Source organism: Rhodococcus sp. UNC363MFTsu5.1, from assembly GCF_000686785.1.
Taxonomy (GTDB): Bacteria; Actinomycetota; Actinomycetes; order Mycobacteriales; family Mycobacteriaceae; genus Rhodococcus_G; species Rhodococcus_G maanshanensis.
Genome location: NZ_JMLO01000030.1, coordinates 39,397 through 61,321, shown reverse-complemented (window position 1 = coordinate 61,321; position 21,925 = coordinate 39,397). Strand labels below are relative to the sequence as shown.

Annotated in this window: 22 protein-coding genes and 1 riboswitch; of the genes, 10 read left to right on the top strand and 12 right to left on the bottom strand. The window is 68.9% G+C overall.

From position 1 onward, the window contains the following. Positions 1 to 20 precede the first annotated feature (20 nt). Complete coding sequence (locus BR31_RS0121010; protein WP_027502697.1) at positions 21 to 632, bottom strand: TetR/AcrR family transcriptional regulator; 612 nt, start codon at positions 630 to 632, stop codon at positions 21 to 23. Between the two features lie 71 nt (positions 633 to 703). Here BR31_RS0121010 and BR31_RS0121005 point away from each other — a divergent pair, with 71 nt between their 5' ends. From BR31_RS0121005 to BR31_RS0120995, 3 genes are read left to right on the top strand one after another with little or no spacing between them, the layout of a single operon-like run. After that, the gene (locus tag BR31_RS0121005; RefSeq protein WP_027502696.1) at positions 704 to 2,317 is read left to right on the top strand and encodes a flavin-containing monooxygenase; all 1,614 of its coding nucleotides are present in this window, start codon (positions 704 to 706) and stop codon (positions 2,315 to 2,317) included. Beyond that, a complete protein-coding gene (locus tag BR31_RS0121000) occupies positions 2,314 to 3,144 on the top strand; it encodes an SDR family NAD(P)-dependent oxidoreductase (protein WP_027502695.1) in 831 nt (276 codons plus the stop codon). Before BR31_RS0121005 ends, BR31_RS0121000 begins: the two co-directional genes overlap by 4 nt. A 7-nt stretch (positions 3,145 to 3,151) precedes the next feature. Next, positions 3,152 to 4,051 carry an alpha/beta hydrolase gene (locus BR31_RS0120995; RefSeq protein WP_442970235.1) on the top strand — a complete coding sequence of 300 codons (900 nt, stop codon included), beginning with the start codon at positions 3,152 to 3,154 and terminating at the stop codon, positions 4,049 to 4,051. 86 nt (positions 4,052 to 4,137) lie between these two features. On the opposite strand, the gene BR31_RS29595 is transcribed toward BR31_RS0120995, so the two are convergent. Both BR31_RS29595 and BR31_RS29590 read right to left on the bottom strand, forming a co-directional pair. Continuing rightward, the gene (locus BR31_RS29595; RefSeq protein WP_037177599.1) at positions 4,138 to 6,075 is read right to left on the bottom strand and encodes a vWA domain-containing protein; all 1,938 of its coding nucleotides are present in this window, start codon (positions 6,073 to 6,075) and stop codon (positions 4,138 to 4,140) included. Between the two features lie 155 nt (positions 6,076 to 6,230). Next, positions 6,231 to 6,836: a glycine betaine ABC transporter substrate-binding protein gene (locus BR31_RS29590; RefSeq protein WP_081830617.1), complete on the bottom strand. Its 606-nt coding sequence runs from the start codon at positions 6,834 to 6,836 to the stop codon at positions 6,231 to 6,233. A 62-nt stretch (positions 6,837 to 6,898) separates the two neighbouring features. Then, a riboswitch (SAM riboswitch) is annotated at positions 6,899 to 6,989 on the top strand. Positions 6,990 to 6,995: 6 nt separating this feature from the next. On the opposite strand from BR31_RS29590, the gene BR31_RS0120980 reads away from it, so the two are divergent. The 4 genes from BR31_RS0120980 to BR31_RS0120965 are packed head-to-tail and all read left to right on the top strand — an operon-like array spanning position 6,996 to position 10,477. Continuing rightward, positions 6,996 to 7,949 carry an ABC transporter substrate-binding protein gene (locus BR31_RS0120980; RefSeq protein WP_027502692.1) on the top strand — a complete coding sequence of 318 codons (954 nt, stop codon included), beginning with the start codon at positions 6,996 to 6,998 and terminating at the stop codon, positions 7,947 to 7,949. A 10-nt stretch (positions 7,950 to 7,959) separates the two neighbouring features. Beyond that, positions 7,960 to 9,105: an ABC transporter ATP-binding protein gene (locus tag BR31_RS0120975; protein WP_027502691.1), complete on the top strand. Its 1,146-nt coding sequence runs from the start codon at positions 7,960 to 7,962 to the stop codon at positions 9,103 to 9,105. After that, the gene (locus BR31_RS0120970) at positions 9,105 to 9,797 is read left to right on the top strand and encodes an ABC transporter permease (RefSeq protein ID WP_027502690.1); all 693 of its coding nucleotides are present in this window, start codon (positions 9,105 to 9,107) and stop codon (positions 9,795 to 9,797) included. Before BR31_RS0120975 ends, BR31_RS0120970 begins: the two co-directional genes overlap by 1 nt. Continuing rightward, positions 9,794 to 10,477 carry an ABC transporter permease gene (locus tag BR31_RS0120965; RefSeq protein ID WP_027502689.1) on the top strand — a complete coding sequence of 228 codons (684 nt, stop codon included), beginning with the start codon at positions 9,794 to 9,796 and terminating at the stop codon, positions 10,475 to 10,477. The genes BR31_RS0120970 and BR31_RS0120965 overlap by 4 nt, the downstream gene beginning before the upstream one ends. 80 nt (positions 10,478 to 10,557) lie before the next feature. Here BR31_RS0120965 and BR31_RS0120960 read toward each other — a convergent pair whose 3' ends face one another. From BR31_RS0120960 to BR31_RS0120945, 4 genes are all read right to left on the bottom strand, one after another. Continuing rightward, on the bottom strand, positions 10,558 to 11,748 hold the full coding sequence (locus tag BR31_RS0120960; RefSeq protein ID WP_027502688.1) for an NAD(P)-dependent malic enzyme: 1,191 nt from the start codon (positions 11,746 to 11,748) through the stop codon (positions 10,558 to 10,560). Between the two features lie 336 nt (positions 11,749 to 12,084). Beyond that, positions 12,085 to 12,399, bottom strand: coding sequence for a hypothetical protein (locus BR31_RS0120955; RefSeq protein WP_231496640.1), 315 nt, complete (start codon positions 12,397 to 12,399; stop codon positions 12,085 to 12,087). A gap of 4 nt (positions 12,400 to 12,403) precedes the next feature. Then, positions 12,404 to 13,018 carry a MarC family protein gene (locus BR31_RS0120950; RefSeq protein ID WP_027502686.1) on the bottom strand — a complete coding sequence of 205 codons (615 nt, stop codon included), beginning with the start codon at positions 13,016 to 13,018 and terminating at the stop codon, positions 12,404 to 12,406. Positions 13,019 to 13,031: 13 nt separating this feature from the next. After that, positions 13,032 to 13,886 carry a PHP domain-containing protein gene (locus BR31_RS0120945; RefSeq protein WP_027502685.1) on the bottom strand — a complete coding sequence of 285 codons (855 nt, stop codon included), beginning with the start codon at positions 13,884 to 13,886 and terminating at the stop codon, positions 13,032 to 13,034. A gap of 120 nt (positions 13,887 to 14,006) precedes the next feature. Here BR31_RS0120945 and corA point away from each other — a divergent pair, with 120 nt between their 5' ends. Further along, positions 14,007 to 15,080, top strand: a complete 1,074-nt coding sequence (corA, locus tag BR31_RS0120940) for a magnesium/cobalt transporter CorA (protein ID WP_027502684.1) — start codon at positions 14,007 to 14,009, stop codon at positions 15,078 to 15,080. Here corA and BR31_RS0120935 read toward each other — a convergent pair whose 3' ends face one another. Both BR31_RS0120935 and BR31_RS0120930 read right to left on the bottom strand, forming a co-directional pair. Continuing rightward, positions 15,081 to 15,668, bottom strand: coding sequence for a suppressor of fused domain protein (locus BR31_RS0120935; protein ID WP_027502683.1), 588 nt, complete (start codon positions 15,666 to 15,668; stop codon positions 15,081 to 15,083). 36 nt (positions 15,669 to 15,704) lie between these two features. Then, a complete protein-coding gene (locus BR31_RS0120930) occupies positions 15,705 to 17,126 on the bottom strand; it encodes a cellulase family glycosylhydrolase (protein WP_027502682.1) in 1,422 nt (473 codons plus the stop codon). 68 nt (positions 17,127 to 17,194) lie between these two features. Between BR31_RS0120930 and BR31_RS29585 the strand changes: the two genes are divergently transcribed. Next, positions 17,195 to 17,818 (top strand): hypothetical protein, encoded by a 624-nt coding sequence (locus BR31_RS29585; protein WP_051637622.1) that lies wholly within the window; start codon positions 17,195 to 17,197, stop codon positions 17,816 to 17,818. Here BR31_RS29585 and BR31_RS0120920 read toward each other — a convergent pair. The 3 genes from BR31_RS0120920 to BR31_RS0120910 form a co-directional block, all read right to left on the bottom strand. Beyond that, on the bottom strand, positions 17,802 to 18,929 hold the full coding sequence (locus BR31_RS0120920; protein ID WP_037177593.1) for a winged helix DNA-binding domain-containing protein: 1,128 nt from the start codon (positions 18,927 to 18,929) through the stop codon (positions 17,802 to 17,804). The two genes, BR31_RS29585 and BR31_RS0120920, sit on opposite strands and share 17 nt — an antisense overlap. An 81-nt stretch (positions 18,930 to 19,010) precedes the next feature. Next, on the bottom strand, positions 19,011 to 19,922 hold the full coding sequence (locus tag BR31_RS0120915) for a serine hydrolase (RefSeq protein WP_027502680.1): 912 nt from the start codon (positions 19,920 to 19,922) through the stop codon (positions 19,011 to 19,013). After that, positions 19,919 to 20,812 carry a LysR family transcriptional regulator gene (locus tag BR31_RS0120910; RefSeq protein ID WP_027502679.1) on the bottom strand — a complete coding sequence of 298 codons (894 nt, stop codon included), beginning with the start codon at positions 20,810 to 20,812 and terminating at the stop codon, positions 19,919 to 19,921. The genes BR31_RS0120915 and BR31_RS0120910 overlap by 4 nt, the downstream gene beginning before the upstream one ends. Before the next feature lie 147 nt (positions 20,813 to 20,959). Here BR31_RS0120910 and bla point away from each other — a divergent pair, with 147 nt between their 5' ends. Further along, entirely contained in the window at positions 20,960 to 21,916 is a 957-nt protein-coding gene (gene bla, locus BR31_RS0120905; protein WP_027502678.1) for a class A beta-lactamase, read from the top strand. The last annotated feature ends 9 nt before the right edge of the window (positions 21,917 to 21,925 follow it).

Below are 21,925 nucleotides of genomic sequence, written 5' to 3'. Positions count from 1 at the left end.
CCCGATGAGCAGGCCGGCCGCTACGCGCCCATCAGCGCCGCCGCCGTCTCCGAGCTCAGCGCGACAGCGGGCAGGGCGGTGACGATCAGGTCGATCAGTTCCTCGCGGGTGATCTCGGGATCCTTGAGCCAGCTGATCGTTGCCTCCTCGACGAACGCGATCCAACCGCGGACCGCGAGGGTGATCCGGGGTCCCGGTTCGATGCCGAGCTTGGGGAGCTGCAGGCCGATCCGCTCGGCCATCGTCGCGCGGGTCCGTTCGAACTCGTCCCGCATCTCCGGGTCCCCGCTCGCGGTGCCGCGGAGCAGCGAGACGTAGGTGTTCCGGTTCTCCGAGACGTAGTCGATGTAGGAGGTGATCGCCGACCTGAGGATCTCGAGCGGCTCGAGGCTGAGGTCGGGTTCGGTGTGGGCGAGCATCTCGACGTTGGTGTGGCGCACGATGGCGAGATGGAAGTCGTGCTTGGACGCAAAATAGTGGAAGAGCAGTCCCCGAGAGACGCCGGCCTGGTCCGCGATCTCCTCGACCGAGATCTGTTCGAGGGGTCGCTCCGCGAGCATGCGTGCGCCCAGGTCGATGAGTTGAGCGCGCCTCTCCTCCGGGCTGAGCCGGGTGCGCTTGGTGACCGCCATGGCCATCAGCTTACTGAATTGTCGTCAATAAGCTATTGACTGCGACTCAACAAGCCCCTACTGTGTGGTACATGAGTCTTCCAGTTACAGATACCGCCGTGAAGCCGGGTGGAACTCCGCGACACGTCGACACGCTGATCATCGGCAGTGGCTTCGCGGGTCTGGGCGCCGCGATCAAGCTGGTTCAAGAGGGCAAGCGGGACTTCGTCGTCCTCGAGCGCGGCAGTGAGGTCGGCGGCACCTGGCGCGACAACACCTACCCCGGCGCGGCCTGCGACGTCCCGTCGCATCTGTACTCGTACTCCTTCGCGCTGAACCCGAACTGGACCCGGTCGTTCTCCAAGCAGCCGGAGATCCAGAACTACATCAGCTCGGTCGCGCGCAAGTACAACGTGCTCGACAAGCACGTCTTCAACTGCGAGGTCCAGGAGGCACGCTGGAACGAGGTCAACGCGCGCTGGGAGGTGCAGACCTCCCAGGGTGCGTTCACCGCCAAGATCGTGATCTCGGCCGTCGGCGCACTGTGCGAGCCGTCGCTGCCCGACATCAAGGGCATCGACGGCTTCGAGGGCGAGATCTTCCACTCCGCCCGCTGGAACCACGACGCCGACCTGACCGGCAAGCGCATCGCCGTGATCGGCACCGGCGCCTCCGCCATCCAGATCGTCCCCCAACTCGCCGCCAAGGCAGGCCGGCTCGACGTCTACCAGCGCACGGCGCCGTGGGTGCTGCCCCGCGCGGACCGCGAGTACACGACGCTCGAGAAGCTCGCGTTCAAGTACGTGCCCGGGTTCCAGAAGCTCTCCCGCACCGGCATCTACTGGATGCGCGAGACCCAGGTCGTCGGCCTGGCCAAGGCACCGATCTTCATGAAGCCGCTGCAGTTCGCGGCCGAACGCCACCTGCGCATGCAGATCAAGGACCGGGACCTGCGCAAGAAGGTCACCCCGAACTTCCAGATCGGCTGCAAGCGAATGCTGATCTCCAACAACTACTACCCCGCGCTGACCCAGCCGAACGTCGACCTGGTCACCGACGGCATCGCGGAGGTCACGGCCAACGGCATCGTCGACCGCAACGGCGCCACCCGCGAGGTCGACGCGATCGTGGTGGCCACCGGCTTCCACGTGACCGACTCCCCCACCTTCGCCGGGATCATCGGCAAGGACGGCCGCTCCGCCGCGGAGGTCTTCGAGGCCAGCGGGCAGCAGGGCTACAAGGGATCAGCGATCGCCAACTTCCCCAACATGTTCTTCCTCGTCGGCCCGAACACCGGCCTCGGCCACACGTCGATGGTCTTCATGATCGAGTCGCAGCTCAACTACGTCGTCGACGCGATCAACACCATCGAGCGCAACGGCATCGGGACGATCGAGGTCCGCCAGGACGCGCAGGACGCATACAACAAGGACCTGCAGGACAAGCTCGCGCAGAGCGTCTGGAACAACGGCGGGTGCGCCAGCTGGTACCTCGACAAGCACGGCAACAACACCACGCTGTGGCCGGGCTTCACCTTCCAGTTCCGTAACGCGACAAAGAAGTTCGACCTCGCCGCCTACCGCAGCGTGGCCACCAGGGACCTGCCCGGGATCACCGGCGACGAGATCGCCGCCGAGATCGAGCGCGGCAGCGCCCTTGTTGTCGGCACCGCTGACGACGATGACGAGAAGGTTGTTGCACAGTGAGCGATTTCGCAGGCAAGGTCGTTGTCATCACCGGAGCGGGGTCCGGCATCGGTCGCGCGCTCGCGCTGAACCTGGCCGAGAAGGGCGCCCGGCTCGCGCTCTCCGACTTCGACAGCGTCGGACTGGCCGAGACCGTCCGCCAGGTCGAGGCCCTCGGCGCCGAGGTCAGGTCCGATCACCTGGACGTGACCCAGCGCGAGGCCGTGCTGCAGTACGCCGAGACGATCGCCGCGCACTTCGGCAAGGTCAACCAGATCTACAACAACGCAGGCATCGCGTACCACGGCGAGTTCGAGAAGTCCGAGTTCAAGGACATCGAGAAGATCATGGACGTGGACTTCTGGGGAGTCGTCAACGGCACCAAGGCATTCCTGCCGCACCTGGTCGCGTCCGGCGACGGGCACGTTGTGAACGTCTCCAGCCTGTTCGGCCTGCTCTCGATGCCCGGCCAGTCCGCCTACAACTCCGCGAAGTTCGCGGTCCGCGGCTTCACCGAGTCGCTGCGGCAGGAGATGCTGATCGCCAAGCACCCGGTCAAGGTGACCTGCGTGCACCCCGGCGGCATCAAGACCGCCATCGCCCGCAACGCGACCGCGGGGCCGGGCGAGGACCTCGCGGTCTTCGCCGAGTTCTTCGACAAGAAACTGGCGCGCACCACGCCCGAGCAGGCCGCGAAGGTCATCGTGAACGGCGTGCAGAAGGGCAGGGCGCGGGTGCTCATCGGCGCCGACGCCAAGTTCCTCGACGCCTGGGTCCGTCTGGTCGGCTCGAGCTATCAGCGCGTGGTCGCCGAGATCGCCGGCCGCGTGATGCCGAAGGGGAAGTAGCCCAGTGGTGTTCCTACCCCGACCGCTGGTCGCCGCGAATCTCGGCGCGTTCTACCGGGTGGCCCTGCACGCGAAGATGCCGGTGCCTGCGGCGCGCGCCCTGCTCGACGCCGGTTCCCCGCTGCAGCGGCTCCCCCGCGACACCGTCGTGCGGGAGCTGACCCTGGCCGGCCGCAGGGCCGAGCGAATCACGGTCGGGGCCAGCGAGCGCCGCACCGCCGTGCTCTACCTGCACGGCGGTGGCTACACCCTCGGATCGCTCGCCACCCACCGGTCACTGGCCGCGTACCTGGCACGCGAGTCGGGGGCAGCGGTGTACCTGCTCGACTACCGCCTCGCCCCGGAGAATCCGTACCCGGCCGGGCTGGAGGACGCGGTCGACGCGTACCTCGAGCTGCTGGTCGAGCACGGATACACCGCCGATCGGGTTGCCATCGCAGGGGATTCGGCGGGCGGCGGACTCTCGCTGGCCACCGCGCGCCGCCTGATCGACACGCACGACGTGCGACCGGCCGCCCTTGCGCTGATCGCCCCGTGGGTCGATCCCGGCGCCCGCAACGCCCCGAAGGATCGCGATCTCGTGATCAACACGGCGTGGTCGTTCATCGCGGCCGAGGCCTACCTCGGCGGCGGCGACCCCGCCGATCCGGGATACGCGCCGCTGCAGGGCGACATGGCCGGGCTACCGCCGACCATCGTGCACGTCGGCACGTCCGAGGTGCTCTACCCGCAGGTGGTGGAGCTGGTGGACAAGCTGCGGGCCGCGGGCGTCACGGTCGAGTTCACCGAGTACCCACGGCTGTGGCACGTCGCGCACCTGCAGGCGTCGATCCTGCGGGAGGCGAACGACGCCGTGCGTGAGCTCGGTGGGTTCCTGCGCACGACGCTCGACCGCACCGAGGTCTAGCTCACCCGTCGAACGGGTGGTTACCGGGACGATCGCTGAGAGGCGAACCCGGTAACCACCCGTTCGTGCGTCACCGCCCCAGCCGTCTACCTTCGGCGCCTGCGCACGGCGACCCAGCCGATGAGCGCGCCGCACAACACGACTCCGGCCACCGCCACCGCGATCACGGAGGTCGACGAACTCGAGTCCGCGGCGCCCACCTCGCCTGCCGCCTCGACCACCACGGTGTCGGCGGCAGGACCGCCGGCGGACGGGGAGCCGACGGCCTGCGTCGTGGCGTTCTCGCCGAAGATCCCGTTCGCAACCCCGGACGAGTACGAGGGACCGTCCTCACGCGTCCCCCCGACAGTCAGGTCGAGCCGGATCGGCACCGGATGCTTCTCGCCCTCCGCCGCAGTCGAGCCCACCTTGACCGCGATGTAGTACGACCCGGCCACGGCTTCCTTGCGGGTGTCGAGGACATCGGAGGTGCGGTTGTTGTAGCGGATCGGCACGGTGGCGAATGCCCCGTTCGACGGCAACGTCCGGTCGGTGCCGGTGTACGCCCCGGTGTCCAAGTCGATCTCCTCGCGGGACGGGGAGTACACGGCGGTTTGGATGTTCGAGACGTTCTCCACACCTCGGCCGCCATTCGCCCCGTATTGCACCCGATACGCGAGCCCCTGCCCCCAATCCAGCGGGACCCGGTAGAACACGAACTCGCCCGGCTGAAGCGTGTCGGTGTACCGACCACTGCCGTCGAGCTCGGTGGCCACGTTGAAGGACCCGCCGCCGACGACCGGGGTACCCGGACCGGTGGGCTCGGTGAAGGCGGTCGGCGGTGCCACCGCGATCGGCCCGGGATCGGTTGCGGCGGGCTCGATTCCGACGAGCAGTTCGATCGGCAACCGTTCCGGCACACCGTGGGACACCGTGGCCCAGGTCGGCGCGAAGTAGTAGCGTCCGCCGCCCCTGCACTTGTCGGCACCACTGCCGTCGTCCGCGCGCTTCTCGGTCGCCCCGTCGAAGGTCTCGGCCACCGTCAGCGCCGCACCGTCGCTCGAACTCGTCACCTGTTCGAACACGAACTCGTTACAGTCTCGGCCGTCCCTGCCGTAAACACGCACGTTGAGAACATTCATGTCCTCGGTGCTCGAGATGTCGGGTAGACGGGGAAAGGAGATGGTGCCGCTGAAATAGGCGGTGGCCCCGTCGGGGACGTCGACCGCGTAGTAACGCGTCTCCTTCTGCCCCATGGTGTCCAGGTATTGACCAGGTGTCGCCACCGGGGCGTTGTCGTACGTGGGCGTCCCGGTGATCGGTGTCCCGGCCGCCTTGTAGTTGCGGAGCGCGGCGGCGGTGACCCGGGGCAGCGTCCGCTCCAGCGCGGGTCCGTCGGCGGCGTCGGTGTAGGTGCCGCCGGTGGCCTGCGCCATGCAGGTGAGCTGGGCGCGGGCCTTGCCGTCCACCGCGAAGCCGATCGCGTGCATCACCAGATCGACGCCCTGCTGCTTCAATTCCCTGGCGACCTCACACGGATCCGGTGGGGAACAGGTGTCGTCGCCGTCGGAGACGAGCACGATCGACCGCGGTCCCGAGTCAGGGAGGGCGGCGGCCGCCTGGCGCAATGCGGTGCCCATCGGCGTCCACCCGCTCGCCTTGATGCCGTCGACCGCGCTGATCAGCGCGGCACTGTCGAGGGTGTCGGGCTGGTGCAGCACTTGCACGTCACGACATCCCGCTGGCTTGTCCGCTTCGGCGTTTCCGGTGCCGGTGCCGTACACCGTCAGCCCTACCTTCGATTCGGCAGGCGCAGCGCCGGCAAAGGTACGGACGGCCGTCTTCGCGGCATCCATCATCGTGCCCGCCGGATCCGGACGCTGCATGGATCCGGACGCGTCGAGGATGAGCATGGTCGGCGCGTACTCCGGAGCCGAATCCGAGCTCTCCTGCGCTTGGGCCAGTGGTGCGGCAATCGAGAGGCCGATCAGGGCTAGAGCCAGCCCTGCGATCAGCTTGGTCGGTAACTCGGCAATCCTCGGCATTGGCCCCCGCCTGCTTCGTGTGCTCTGCTGCGTCGAGGTTCGACATTACAGACGCGATTCGGGTGGCCACATTGCCCACCGATCACCGGCAGAGCCGGTCCCCCTGGTTACCGGATTCGCTTCTGCGGCAGCTCACTACTCGCATGGGATCCTCCTCAACGCGCGGCGAGCCATTCGTCCGCCGCCTGCGCCGGGGTGAGCTCGCCGACGCGAACCCGCTCCACCATCGCAGCGAGGTCGGCCGAGGTCAGCTCGCCCGCAACGACGTTGAGCGCCTTGACCTGATCCTCGGTGAGCACCCCGCTGCGCATGAGAGGCACCACGTTCTCGGCCGTCGCATCACCCTCGGTCTTCACCTCGGCGTCGCTGTAATCGGATACCGAGAGCCCCTCCGGCAGAGACCTGTTCAGCTCCTCGAACACCTCATCGGGATCGGTGAGCGTCGAGTCCGGCTGAAAGAAGTGCAGGAGCTGCCCGGTGAAGTCCGGCACCACCGTGATGTCCGCCGTCCCGAGATCCTCCACATACTGCGCCCGCGTCTCCGCGGCACCCTCCTCGACCGGGGATCCGGTGCCGCGCAGGATCTCCGCGTAGATCCCCGCAACCACCTGCGACTCGGCACTCTCTCCCGACCCGACGGTGATCGCCGCAGGGGCCTGCGCCTCGTCGAGGCGGGAGTTGTCCACCGTGCATCCGGTGAGCGCGAACACCACGGCCGTAGACATCACCGTCCCCGCGGCCTTCCTCCACCGAGCCGTCATGGCGCGCCACGCTCCTCTCCTCACCCAGCGAATGTCCTCCCTATCGTTACACTCGGTGGCCAGCACCATCTCGAGCGGCCGAGAGATCCGGCTTGTTGACGCCGCAGCAACCAGTCCGAAGGGGACGGGTGCTAACGCCGGAACCGATGGAAGGACGCCATGAGGTTCTCAGCTCGCCGCTCCGCCCGCCCGATCGCCGTCGCCGCGGCGGTCACCGCCCTCACGGTCCTGACCGCATGCGGCAACTCCGACCCGCTCAGCAGCGGCGGTGGCACCGGCTCGGACCCGAACGCGATCATCGTCGGGTCGGCGAATTTCCCCGAGTCCGAGACCGTGGCGAACATCTACGCGGAGGCCCTGCGTGCCAACGGCTTCGACGTGCAGACCAAGCTGAACATCGGCAGCAGGGAGACCTACATCCCCGCGGTCAAGGACGGATCCATCGACGTGATCCCGGACTACACGGGCAACCTGCTGCAGTACCTCGACAAGGACACGACCGCCACCAGCGCCGCCGAGGTGAACGCGGCCCTGCCCGCGGCACTCGGCCCCGACCTGGCGATCACCACGCCCGCGCCCGGCGAGGACAAGGACGCGGTGGTCGTGACCCGCGAGACCGCCGACAAGTGGCAACTGACCTCGATCGGGGACCTGGCGCCCCACTCCGCCGAAGTGAAGTTCGGCGCACCCGCCGAGTTCCAGGAGCGCGCGGGAGGGCTGCCCGGCCTCGAGGCCGACTACGGCCTCGTCATCAGCCCGCAGAACTTCGTGCCGATCGCGGACGGCGGCGGACCGGCCACGGTCGCCGCCCTCTCCTCCGGCCAGGTCACCGCGGCGAACATCTTCACCACCTCGCCCGCGATCGCCAAGAACAACTTCGTGGTCCTCGCGGACCCGAAGAACAACTTCGCGGCGCAGAACGTGGTCCCGGTCCTGCGGGCGAACAAGCAGTCCGAGAAGCTCGCGGCGGTCCTGGACGCGGTGTCGGCCAAGCTGACCACCGAGGAGCTCATCGCCCTGAACACCTCGGTGTCCGGCGACTCGAAGACCGAACCGGACGCAGCCGCCACCGAGTGGGTGTCGGCGCAGGGGCTCGACAAGCCGGTGTCCTAGGCGGCCGGCCTTGATCACCTTCGAGTCGGTCACCAAGCGCTACCCGGACGGCACCACCGCGGTCGACAACCTCGACCTGGTCATCGAGCCCGAGTCCTTCACCGTGTTCGTCGGACCGTCGGGCTGCGGCAAGACGACGTCCATGCGGATGATCAACCGGATGATCACGCCCACCGCCGGCAAGGTGATCGTGAACGGCCAGGACGTCACCCGCACCGACGCGGTCAAGCTGCGCCTCGGCATCGGCTACGTGATCCAGAGCGCGGGCCTGCTGCCGCACCGGACCGTGATCGACAACGTGGCCACCGTGCCTGTGCTGCGCGGCGATTCGCGGCGCGCGGCCCGCAGGGCGGCGCTCGAGGTGCTCGAACGGGTCGGGCTCGACCCCGCGCTGGCCACCCGATACCCCTCCCAGCTCTCCGGCGGCCAGCAGCAGCGCGTCGGCGTCGCAAGGGCCCTTGCGGCCGATCCGCCGATCCTGCTGATGGACGAGCCGTTCAGCGCGGTCGATCCGGTGGTCCGCGAGGACCTGCAGGCCGAGATGCAGCGCCTGCAGGCGCAACTGCGCAAGACCATCGTGTTCGTCACCCACGACATCGACGAGGCGGTCCGGCTCGGCGATCGCGTCGCGGTGTTCGGCCCACACGGCCTGCTCCAGCAATATGCCGATCCCCAAACCGTACTCGCCTCCCCCGCAACGGATTTCGTTGCGGATTTCGTGGGACGCGATCGCGGATATCGCGGGCTGTCGTTCCGGCCCGCCGACGAGGTGCCGGTGCACGCGGTCCGCACCGCCGTCGAATCCGAGCTCGCCGCGCTGCGACTCGACCAGGGCGAGTGGGTGCTCGTGGTCACCGAGGACGGGGCGCCCCGCGGCTGGATCGACGTCACCGGAGTCGAGGGCATCCGGGCGGGCAACACCCTGGTCGACAGCACATCCGCGGGTGGCTCGCTGTTCACGAGGGGCGGGGACCTGCGGCAGGCGCTGGACGCCGCGATCTCGTCGCCGTCGGGAATCGGCGTCGTGGTGGACGAATCCGGCTCGGTCGTGGGCGGGGTCAACGGATCCGAGGTGATCCGCAAGCTCGCGGACCAGCGGCAGGCCGAGGACCAGGCCAGGAACCGGCACTTCTTCAACGGCGAGACGGCCGGCTGATGCGCTGGCTGATCGACAACTTCTCGCAGGTTGTCGACCTCGCGAAGACACACCTCTACCTGGCACTGCTGCCGCTGCTGATCGGGCTGCTGATCGCGGTGCCCGTCGGCATCGCCATCCGGAATGTCGCGTGGCTGCGCAAGACCACCATGACGCTCGCCTCGCTCGCGTTCACGATCCCCTCGCTGGCGCTGTTCGTCACCATCCCGCCCCTGCTCGGGCTGAACATTCTCGACGAGATGAACGTGGTGATCGCGCTGTCGATCTACTCGACCGCGCTGCTGGTGCGCGCCGTGCCCGAGGCCCTCGACTCGGTTCCCGCATCGGTGATCGACTCGGCAACCGCGATGGGCTTCACGCCGCTGCGGCGCGCGCTGACCGTCGAACTGCCGCTTGCCGTCCCGGTACTGATCTCCAGCATCCGGGTCGTCGCCGTCACCAACATCTCGCTGGTCTCGGTCGGCTCGCTGATCGGCATCGGCGGGCTCGGCGAACTGTTCACCAAGGGCTACCAGCGCGACTACCCGGACCAGATCATGGCGGGGCTCATCGCGATCGTCTTCCTGGCGTTGGTGATCGACGGCCTGCTCTACGTCGCTGGCCGCGTGCTGACGCCGTGGACCAGGACCGCCCGCAGCCGCAAGGCCGAAGAACCGGCCGCGGTCCTGCGCGCGACGGAGGGCCCCGCATGAACCTCTTCGGCGCCGCCTTCGACTACATCGCCGACCCGTCGAGCTGGTCCGGCCCGACGGGCATCGGCGCCCGCATCGTCGAACACCTCTGGTACAGCCTGCTCGCGGTGGCCATCTCGGCGGCCATCGCGATCCCGCTGGGTCTGCTCATCGGACACTTCCGGCGGGGCGACGCCATCCTGGTCGGACTGGTCAACTCGCTCCGCTCGCTGCCGACCCTCGGCATCCTGACGTTCCTGGTGCTGCTCCTCGGGCTCGGCCTGATCCCGCCGATCATCGCGCTGGTCCTGCTCGGCATCCCGCCGATCCTGGCAGGCACCTACGCAGGCGTCGCGAACGTCGACCCGGTCGTGGTCGATGCCGCGCGGGCGATGGGGATGACACGGGCACAGGTGCTCGGCCGGGTGGAGGTCCCCAATGCGCTGCCACTGATCGTCGGGGGGCTGCGCAACGCGACGCTGCAGGTCATCGCCACCGCCACGGTCGCCGCCTACGTCAACCTGGGCGGCCTGGGGCGGTACATGTTCGACGGGCTTGCGCTCGGCGACTACGCCCGCGTCCTGGTCGGCGCGATCCTCGTTGCGGCGCTGGCCCTGGTCCTCGACGGCGTCCTCGCGCTCGCGGTGTGGGCCTCGGTGCCCGGCACCGGCAGGCTGCGCCGCACCCCCGCGCTCGACTGACCGCCCCGAGAACGGCCGAAGGGCACCGTCGCCCGGGTGATCCGAGCGGCGGCGCCCTTCAGCGGGACGAACGTGCGTGCTTAGGCGACGCCCTCGGCCTTGGCCGCGGCTGCGACCGCCTCGGCGACCGCCGGGGCAACCCGCGGATCGAGCGGGCTCGGCACGATCTTGTCGACGGCGAGCTCGTCGGCGACGACGGACAGGATCGCCTCCGCCGCGGCGAGCTTCATGCCCTCGGTGATGCGCCGGGCGCCTGCGTCGAGCGCGCCCTTGAACACGCCGGGGAACGCCAGCACGTTGTTGATCTGGTTCGGGAAGTCGCTGCGGCCGGTCGCGACGATCGCGGCGTGCTTGCGCGCGATGTCGGGGTGGATCTCCGGGTCCGGGTTGGACATCGCGAAGATGATCGCCTCGGGGGCCATCGTCGCGATGATCTCCTCCGGCACGGTGCCCGCGGACACGCCGAGGAACACGTCGGCGCCGTCGAGCGCCTCGACGATGCCGCCGGTGCGCCCCGCCGGGTTGGTACGGGCGGCGAGGTCGGCCTTGATCTCGTTCAGGTCGCCGCGGTCGCTGGAGACGATGCCCTTGGAGTCGAGGACGGTGACATCGGCGATGCCCGCAGCGAGCAGGATGTTCGCGCAGGCGACGCCTGCCGCACCCGCACCGGAGATCACCACGCGCAGCGCGGTGATGTCACGGTCCTGGACCTTGACCGCACCCTTGAGCGCGGCCAGCGCCACGATGGCGGTGCCGTGCTGGTCGTCGTGCATGACGGGGCAGTCGAGGGCCTCGATGACCCGCTTCTCGATCTCGAAGCAACGCGGGGCCGAGATGTCCTCGAGGTTGACGGCGCCGAAGCTCGGGCGCAGCCGGATGAGGGTCTCGACGATCTCGTCGGGGTCCTTGGTGTCGAGCACGAGCGGGATCGAGTTCAGGCCGGCGAATTGCTTGAACAGCGCGGACTTGCCCTCCATCACCGGCAGCGAGGCGCGGGGTCCGATGTCGCCGAGTCCGAGCACCGCGGTGCCGTCGCTCACGACGACGACGAGACGGCTGGTCCAGGTGTACCGGTCCGCGAGCGTCTCGTCCGCCGCGATCGCGCGGCTGACCTGTGCCACACCGGGCGTGTACGCGATAGACAGGGCGCGCTGAGAATCGAGGGGGGCGGTCGTCTCGACAGAGAGCTTGCCGCCGACGTGGCCCGCGAAGATCTCTTCGTCGGTCAGCTCAACCTTTTTCGGTGTGGTTGCTTCAGACACAAGAGACACGATTGCACTCCTACTCATGCCGCTCCCACTCGGGGGCGGGTTACTGGGAAGTAGCAGCGCCGAGGTTGGAAATCGACGCAGCCGCAGGTTTTTGGTCGAGATGGGGGTGAGGCTAACCGAGGGTGCACGATCAATTCCCGATTGGTCTACGGGCCGCTGCACTCAACTCGGAAGCGCGAAGGCGCCGGGCGGGGTGAGCCCGGGCGCGAAATCTGCCGCTGGTGAATCCGACTCTCGCTCCGTTACCGGGGGGTAGCACCGGCGCGAAGTGCAACAAGTGTGCCACCGCGGCCTCACCGCACGCAAATCTCACCGGTGAGTAGCTTTTTTGGTGAGCTAACGCCACCACTGGGTCCACAGCAGCAGGCCTGTGACCAAGAACACGCCCACCGAGCCGAAGATACCCGTGACACCCCGCCGATGATCGGCCACTCGTTGCGCCAGCAACACCAGCACGACAGCAACGATGTGCGCGCCGACCGACACCTTCCCCGGCCCGGGGAACCCGCGTTGGCCGCCGAGATAGGACGTGCCGAGAACGACCACTGCCAGCACCACCACGCCTGCCGCGACGGCACCGCTCAGCGCCCGCAGACCGCGCGCGACTGCCCCGCTGCTCTCGGCGTGGTCCTCGTACTCGTCGACCGACACGTCCCTACCCACCTGCGATGAATCCGCGGACCGAGTCCGCAATGAGCTGCACCGCGATCGCGGCCAGCAGGAGTCCGGCGATCCGGGCCAGCAGCGAGATGCCGCTCACGCCCAGCAGCCGGATCAGCACCGTGGAGAACCGCAGCACCACAAACAGGATGAGGTGAATCGTCAGAATCGCCAACCCCACCGCCAGCGGGGCGCCCGAATGCCCCTCGGCCTGGTTCACGAAGACGATCACGGCGGCGATCGCACCCGGCCCCGCCATCAGCGGGGTCCCGAGCGGCACGAGCGCGACGTTGACGTCCTCCGTTCCCCTCGGCTGATTCGCGTCCCTGCCGGTCAACAACTCCAGGGCGATCAGCAACAGCAGCAGGCCACCCGCGCCCTGCAGGGCGGGGATCCCGATGTGCAGGTAGTTGAGGATCGCCTGGCCGCCGATCGCGAACACCGTGATGACGGCAAGCGAGACCAGCGGCGCCTGCCACGCGGCGCGGTTGCGCGCCTCCTTGCTCTTGCGGCCGACCAGGGACAGGAACACGGGGATGGCGCCCGGCGGGTCCATGATCACGAAGAGCGTGATCACGGCCGTCATGTACAGGGTCGTATCGAAGGACATCAGCGCTCCTCCCTCATGCCGAGATCACGTCGACGCCGGTGGCCCTGGCCACGATCCTGTCGAACTCGCTTGGTGCGGTGAGAAATTCGCCGAGCTTCACCGCCTTGTTGACGCCGTGATAGTCCGAGGACCCGGTCACGATGAGGTCGTGCTCACGGGCGATCCCGGCGAGGATCTCCCGATCCACCTGCAGGTGGTCGTGGTGGTCGATCTCCACACCCGCGAGGCCGTCCGCGACGAGCTCGCCGATCTGCTCCATCGCGAGCAGCCGGCCGCGGCTGGCGGCCCGCCCGTGCGCGATCACGCTCACCCCGCCCGCGTCGGACACCATCCACACCGCCTCGGGCAGCGGCGTGTCCGCCTTGTGCACGTAGTAGCGGCCGCCGGTCTTGAGCAGATCGCCGAACGCCTCGTCGACGGACCCGACCACCCCTGCCGCCACGAGCGCCCGCGCCAGGTGCGGGCGACCGGCCGCGGGCCCCGCAGCCGCCATCACCTCGTCCGGGTCCACCGGCAGCCCGTCGAGCGCCATCCGCTCGGCCATGGCCCGCAGCCGCGTCGTCCGCTCGGATCGGAGCCGCTCGCGTTCCGCGGCGAAGGCCGCGGCCGTCGGATCGAAGAGGTAGGCGAGCAGGTGAACCGCGACCGGCTTGCCGTCCTCGCCCCTGCCCTCGCACGACATCTCCATGCCGCGGACCAGGCTCAACCCCGCGGGCAACGCGGCTGCGGCCTCGGCCCAGCCCGCGGTGGTGTCGTGGTCCGTCAGGGCCACCACGTCGAGCCCGGCGTCCGCGGCGTGCCGTACCAGGTCAGCGGGGCTGTCCGTGCCGTCCGAGGCAGATGAATGGGTGTGGAGGTCGATGCGCACCGGGCCATTGTCTCAGGCTGTGGGAAGCGGACCCGACACCTCGCGGCGCGGCGTCCGCCCGGATCCCCCGGGCTAGGATTGACCCGAGATCATCGCCGGGCTCGAGAGGGAGTGGCTGCCGTGCCGTCCATGCCGTCGCTACGCCCGACCCGCAGGTCGCCCGGCCCCGCCCCGGCGCGGATTCCCGTGCCGACCGCGAGGGCCATCGTGGACTGCGCCGTGTACATCGACGGCGAGCGACTGCCGGGCAAGTTCACCCACTCGGCCGCCCTCGCCGAGGTCCGCGCCCGCGGGAAGGGCTTCGCCTGGGTGGGATTGCATGCCCCCGACGAGTATCAGATGGGCAGTGTCGCAGAGGTTTTCGGCTTGCACGAGCTGACGGTCGAGGATGCCGTGCACGCCCACCAGCGACCCAAGCTCGAGCTGTACGACGATGTCCTCTTCCTGGTACTTCGGACCGTGAATTACGTTGAGCACGAGTCGATCACCACGGCCAACGAGGTGGTCGAGACCGGCGAGATCATGATCTTCCTCGGCACCGACTTCGTGGTCACCGTCCGGCACGGCGAGCATTCCGGCCTGGCAGGCGTGCGGGCGCTGATGGAGGCCAACCCGACCCGGCTCGCGCTGGGGCCGTCCGCAGTCCTGCATGCGATCGCCGACCATGTGGTGGATCACTACCTCGCGGTCACCGAATCCGTCGAGAAGGACGTCGATCTCATGGAGGAGGAGGTCTTCAGTCCCCGCACCCGGGTCGCGATCGAGCAGATCTACCTGCTCAAGAGGGAGATCGTCGAGCTGCGCAAGTCGGTGAACCCGCTGGCCAGTCCACTGCAGCGGCTGAGCCAGGACACCACAACCGGTGTGCCGAAGGAGGTCAGGCGCTATCTACGCGACGTGCAGGACCACCACACCGTCGTCGCCGAGCGCATCGCCGAGTTCGACGAGGTGCTCAGCACCCTCGTCGAGGCGGCCCTGGCCAAGGTCGCCGTGCAGCAGAACACCGACATGCGCAAGATCTCGGCGTGGGTCGCGATCGCCGCGGTGCCGACGATGATCGCTGGCATCTACGGGATGAACTTCGACCACATGCCGGAGCTGCGCTGGACCTACGGCTACTACGGGGTGGTCGGGTTGATCGCCATCGTGTGCACCGGACTGTTCGTCACGTTCCGCCGCAACAACTGGCTCTGACTAGAGCGAGGCTGCCCCACGCGCCGGGTCGCGCACGTCGATCCCGGCCTCCGCCCACGCCTCACGCAGGGCTCCCGCGCCGCGAAGGCGCACCCAGGCGGCCTCGGTGCCGGTGATCGGTACCGCGGCGAGGAAACGCACCGGATCGGCCGGCTCGGGCAGCTCTAGGTCCTCGACGTCGCTCTCCCCCAGCAGCACCGCGGTGAACGGCGCGCCCTTCCACAGCGGCTCACCCACGTCGAGCAATCCGTCGACCGTGAGGACCACGCCCTCCACCGCGGGCGCCGCGGCCAGCACGGCCAGCGTCTTGTGCACGCCGGAGGCGACTCCGACACCGCCTCGCAGGGTCAGCATCAGCTCCGCGCGTGGCCCACGCACCGGGTCCGCCACGGCCTCGGCGGGATCACCCATCGGATGCCGCGAACAGCCGAGCGAGACGTACCGGACCAGATCGTCGGAGTCGGCGGGAAAGCGGAGGACCTCCAGCGGTTCGAGCCCGAGGAAGGTCACGGACGCGGCGGAGGGCGCAGGCCCACCGATCCGATCGGTGAGGTGCGCACGGACGGAGGCGATGACGCTGTCACTCACCCGTTCATCTAACACCCCATTGCCGATGCTCTCCGATCAGGGCGCCGGGGTGAGCGTCACGGTGACGTCCTCGCCCGACTGCGGCTGCCGGAGGGTGAGCAGCCGGGATTGCTGATCCCAGGTCAGCACCTCGCCGCCGTCGACACTCACGCCTGCGGGGAAGCCGCTGCGCGGCAGGTAGATCTCGGTCGGTGCCGAGACATCGCGGTCCGGCCGGAAGGTCAGCTCGAGCCGGTCCCCGGATGCCGCCCAGGTGATCGGCGTCCCGGCGACCGCACGCGGATACGGCGTGTCGAGCGCGGTGACGAGGTTCCTTGCGGCGCCGTCCTCGCCGTACGGCCCCCATGGTCCCGGGTCGCGCGACCAGTAGCTCACGCCCGCACCGATCTCCGCGGCCGTGGCGTAGATCCGGTCCACGTAGTCGAGCGCACCGGGGAGCGTGGTGTCGAGCCCGAACTCCCCGAGGATGATCGGGGCGTCGCCGAGGGCCGCCGCCGTGCGCAGGGTGTTGCCGCGCCACGAGGCGACCGTCGCGTCGACCAGGTCGCGGGAGGTGCCCTCGTAGCCACCGCCGAGATCCATCGGCAGCGGATAGATGTGGGGGCAGTAGGCGATCCGCTGGTCGCCCTCGCGGTTGTCGGTGATCGCGCCGAGGCCGCTCGGGGTGCCCCAGTTCGTGCCCATCGCCTGCGGTGCCACGCAAACCCAGGTGTCGTGGTCGACGGTGCGGATCGCGTCGGTCGACTTCTGATACAGCGCCGTGAGCGGCCCGGCCTCGAAGACGGGGCCCTGCAGGGTGCCACCGTACGGCTCGTTCATCAGGTCGTACGCGACGACCGCGGGATGGTCGGCGAATCGCTCGGCCACCGCCCGCCACGCGTTCGCATAGTGCTCGGAGAGTTCGGGGTGTGCCCCCGTGGTGTTCCAGAAGTTGTCGAAGGCCCGGATCACGCCGGGGTCGAGGTAGTACTGCTCCCACATGTCGTGGGATCCGACCGGCAACCCGTCCATGTAGGTGGCCCATGCGGGGGCGCCGTTGCCGGTCTTGCCGTCCGGGGTGATCGCGCCCGACCAGAGGTCCTGGTGCATGTCGAGCATGACGTGATAGCCGCGGTCCGCGTACCAGCCGATGCGTTCCTCCACCCGGTCCAGGTAATCCTGGCTGTAGACACCGGGTTCCGGCTCGACCGAGCGCCACGAGATCAGGAACCGGACGAAGTTCGTACCCATGTCGGCGTGTTCCCGCTCGAGGTCGGCCTCGGTGAAGTCGGGCATGCCGTCGGGGGTGCTCTTCGCGCTGGACGCCGTGTTGAATCCACGCAGCACGAGCGAGCGTCCCTGGTCGTCGGTGAGGTACGACTCGGCGGGCGCCGGGTCGGATCGGAGTACCGCGCCGACACCACCGGCGAGGACGAGCGCGCCTGCCGCAACGAGGGACACCACTCTGATTCGCCGCACGGGACTCACACTCGACTTTCTGCATGATTCTGGACGCTTGGTCCATTTGATCCCGTTAATGTTGCGGCATGTCTGACGCCAGCGCTGCCGATTCGGTGAATCCGCAGGTCGATGCCGATTTTCGCGCCCCGTGGCCTGGCGTCGCGGCGCTCGCCGTGATCTCGGTCCTGTTCGGGCTCTGGTCGATCACCGGCGCCGTGCTCACCCGGTTCCCGGAACTGCTCGTCCCGAGTGCGATCGGGCTGCCGTTCGGCATCCCGGCGCTGCGGCTGTTCCCGCTCGGCGAGACGACCACCATCAACTGGCTCGTCGACTGCGCCGCCGCGCTCGTGATGCTCGCCGTCGTCTGGATGCGGCTGGTGAATTCCGCGCGCAGGCACCCCGGCGGCGGCGTCGGGCGCGCCTTCTCGGCGGGCCTCGGCGCCACCGTGATCGGCGTCCTCGCCGGGAACCTGATCCGCACGGTGTACCTGAGTTTCGTGCTGCAGGAGGGTCCAGGCGCCTACCTGGCCTCGCTCGTCGGCGGAGCGCTCGTGTCGGTGCTCTGGGGCGCGATCGTCGGGCTGTTCGTCGGCGCGGCCAACGCGCTCGCGCGGCGGATCACGAGGGGTGCGGCGGCACCGGAATCGGGCAATGACCTTCCCACAGAGAACGAGTCGTCGATCGCGGAGACGGCTACCGCACGGCCGTGAACCGGACGTCGTTGTCGTCGGCGTCGGGGTGCGCGAACTTCAGCAACCGCTGCGCCTCGGCCTCGAGCGCCGACGTGGCGCCCTTCGCGAGCGGTGCGAATGTCGCGATCTCGACGGCCGCGGAACGCTTCTTGGCGGTGACCGTGACGAATCCGGCGACCTGGCCACCGACCATGACCGTCGGCTTGATGATCCCGTTCGCGGTGAACACCACCTTGCGGTGCTCGTCCGCCAGCACCCGTCTCCGGTTCGCGTGGCCGAGCAGGACACTGTCGTACGGCGCCAGTATCCGTGGCGGCAGGCTGCCAGCCGGGTCCGGCCGCGGGGCGTCGGGCAGATCGAACATTTCGGCGCCGTCCTCGTCGACGAACACCCGCAACCTCGGGCGGAGTCGGTCGAACACCTCGCCCAGCCTGGTCAGGCCGGACCAGGCCTGGGCGTCCGCGGCCGATGCCGGGCCGTAGGCCGCCAGATAGCGCAGGATCATCTCGTCCGGCACCGGTTCGGACAGCGGCGCGTCCGTCCACCGCTCCAGGGTGGTGCAGACCGGCTGACCGGACCGGCCCCAGATCCCCCTCGGGGGGACCTGCACGAGTGGGAGCAGGTTCCGGACCCCATGCGCGAGGGCCACCGGGTCGCGGTCCGGCCAACGCTCGGCCAGCAACGGTCGCAGATCGGCCATGCTCAGCGGGGTGTGCTCGAGCGTCGCCCGACTCCAGTCCGCCAGCGCCGCGAGGTCCATCCCGACGAGGCCGTTCTTGTGCAGGGTGTTCGTCCGCATGTCGGCATCCATGATCGGCTGTACCCACGGTCGCAACGCCAGGGCATCGGCCGCGGTGACCGCGTGCACCGTGCCGCGCATCACCACGATCCGGACGACATCACGGTTCTCGATCAACGAGGACAGGTCGGTCGGCCGAAATCCCTTGAGCCGAGCCCACAACGCGAAATAGGGCGCCATCGGCGCCTGAGCCTGCAGGCCGTACAGGTGCCCGATCACCGCGAGCGCGTTGTCGCCGGTGCGGCGCAGCAGGTGCTGGCGTTCGAGCGTCGCGCGGCTCAGTGCCCTGCGGGACAATCGTTCACGCCTGACCTCTGTCCCCGCTGACATCGCACTCCCCTACCGCCGAAGGACTTCCATCGCCGCACCAAGGGTAGGACACCGCACCACGAGATCCGGTGCACTGCGCTCTCAGTCGATGCGGCCGGAACGAAGTTCGGTCACCGCGATGTGGGCGGCCCGTCCGATTGCCTGATCGACAACGGGAAGGACCGGATCGGCGCGCGCCGCCCGTGTGAAAACAGCCACGGCAACGGGGGTCTCGCCGGGGAAGCCCACCACCGCCACCTCGTTGCGGATCGCCCCGATCGTCCCGGTCTTGCCCGCAACGGTGACCCCCGCATAGGGAAATCCGGAGCGGATCCGGTGCGGCCAGATCTGCCCGGCCATGACCTCCCTGATGAACTCGGTCTGAGCCGCGGACACCGCCCTGCCCGTCCAGATCGCGTCGAGGAGGGACGTCATCTCCCGGGGTGTGGTCGCACTCGTGAACGCCGGATCGTAGGCCGAGGCCGCCCATGCCTCGTCGTTGTCGGCCAGCGCATCGAACGCTTCTCTCGTCGTGTGCGCGTGCGACTCGACGAGCAGGGCCCGGTGGACATCCGCTGTGCCGCCGATGATCCGCGTGCGCCTCAGTCCGAGTTCGGTGAGGACCCGATCGATCCCATCGAGGCCGACACTCCCGAGGATGAGGTCCGCCGCGGCGTTGTCGGACACGGTCATCATCGACAGGGCGAGATCACGCCAACTCATGACCACGGGGTCCCGGAAGATCGACACCCCGGTCGGCCCCGGCGTGCAGTCCGCGGGGTTGACACGCACCGTCGCCGTCGGCGAGAGGGCGCCCGTATCGAACTCCCTGCACAACGCGACCAGGAGGGGAAGCTTGTAGACCGATGCCGTCACGACGAGATCGTCGGCCTCGACCGAGACGGCATCACCGTCGTCGACTCGCTGTTCTCCGACACGACGGGCATGCAGCCAACCGGTACAGCCGGCGTCGGCGAACACGTCGCGGATCCGCTTCTCGGCGGCCGTCCTCATCGCCCCGCCTTGAGGAGCACCCGATCCAGTTCCCTGGCCGCCGACGAGAACTCGGCACCCGACCGCCAGACGATCCGGAGCCGAAGCGCAATGTCTTCACGAACCAGGTCAACCCACCTCACCCCCGGCATCACCGTCGGAGCTGTCGTCGTCACCCCGAAACACCCACCGGCCGCGACATGGGTGAGTAGTTCCCGGGTACCGGTCGAGACGACCACCTCCGGATCGACCCCTCGCGCCTTCCACATGTCGACGAACAGATCATGGGCGGGAGGATTGTCCGACCGTGGACCCGTGCTCAACGCCAGCCCTCGGAGCATCCGGACCTGCGCCTTCTTCGCGGTGCCGACGGGGTGGTCCTCCGGCACCACAACCCAGCGCCGGATCTTCAGGACGGGCCCGCTGTCGAGGCCGGTGAGCAGGGCCGGGTGTTCGACCACCGCGACATCCAGACTCCCGGCCCGCAGACTCTCCACGAGTTCGGTTGTGGTGGCAGTGGTTGTGACGATCCTCGTGGGCCGGGCGCCGTCCGCGCCTCGGAGCGCGCGGACACACCGCACCACCACCTCGTCACCGAGCGAGGGTGTGACACCCCACCTCACCGTCCGGTCGCGCCCGCCTGCGATGCGCTTGGCCTCGTCCTCGAAACGGGCGGCATCGGAGACGAGAAGCCGTGCCCGAGGCAGCAATTGACGTCCAGCATCCGTGAGGACGACGCCGCGGGCACCGCGGTGGACCAGATCGGTGCCCAGCCTCTGCTCGAGGCGCCGCATCCCCTGCGACAACGGTGGTTGCGTCATCCCCAATCGCGACGCGGCGTTCCCGAAATGCCCCTCCTCCGCAACGGCGACAAAGAAGCTCAGATGGCGGAGCAGATCCATGGCCGCCATTGAACCAGCCGATCCGGGGCCGTCGGGCGCCCGTGACGAGTTGCCCGACACAAAGGGCACCCCCGAACTGGGGGGATAGTCATCTCGACTGGCGGCGACGTCGCGTCCGTCTTTGCGCCGGTCGCGGACGATCACGACATTGGGTTCATGACCAGACTTCGAGTTCAGCCGAAACCGGGGCGCGCCGCCCGCCATCGCGGTGCCTTCGCGCTCGCACTCACACTTCCCCTGCTGCTCGGTGCGTGCACGGCCGCCGCGGACCACCTCGCGCCCGTCACATCAGTGGCCCCGGCACCCGCACTTCAGTCACTCGACTCGACCCTCGACGCGTTGGAGGCCCGATACTCAACGCGAATCGGGGTCACCGCGATCGATCCCGCATCGGGCCGAACCTACCGGCATCGGGGCGAGGAACGGTTCGCACTGTGCTCGACGTTCAAGACATACGCGGCGGCCGAGGTTCTCCGCCGAACGGTCACCGGCGCCTCCTCGCTCGAGGAGCCGGTCATGGTCGACCCGGGCGATGTGGTCGAGAACTCGCCCGCGACCGAAGCCGCTGCAGGCACGACGATGACGCTGCGACAGCTCGCCGAGGCGGCATTGACGAGGAGCGACAACACGGCGGGCAACTACCTGCTCGAGGAGATCGGCGGGCCGCCTGCCGTCACCGCGCTCGCCCGCGACATCGGCGACGAGAGCACTCGCCTCGATCGGTGGGAGCCCGAACTGAACACCGCGCTCCGAGGCGACCCGCGGGACACCTCGACACCGGACGGCCTCGCCCAGGGATACCGGGCCCTGATCGTCGGGGACGCGCTCGGATCGGCGGAACGTGCACAACTCGGCGACTGGATGCGGGCGAGCAAGACCTCGGACAAGCGGATTCGTGCCGAGCTGCGGCCGGGGTGGACCGCTGCCACCAAGTCCGGCGCAGGCAGCTTCGGGACCGTCAACGACGCGGGCGTCGTGTGGGACCCGGACGGCAATCCCCTGGTCCTCGCCATCCTCACCGACAGTCTGACGAATCAGGCAGACGCGCAGGGGAACAACCAGGCCGTTGCGGACACGGCCGCCGCGGTCGTCGAGGCCCTGTCCGCGGCGTGAGCGGCCGGC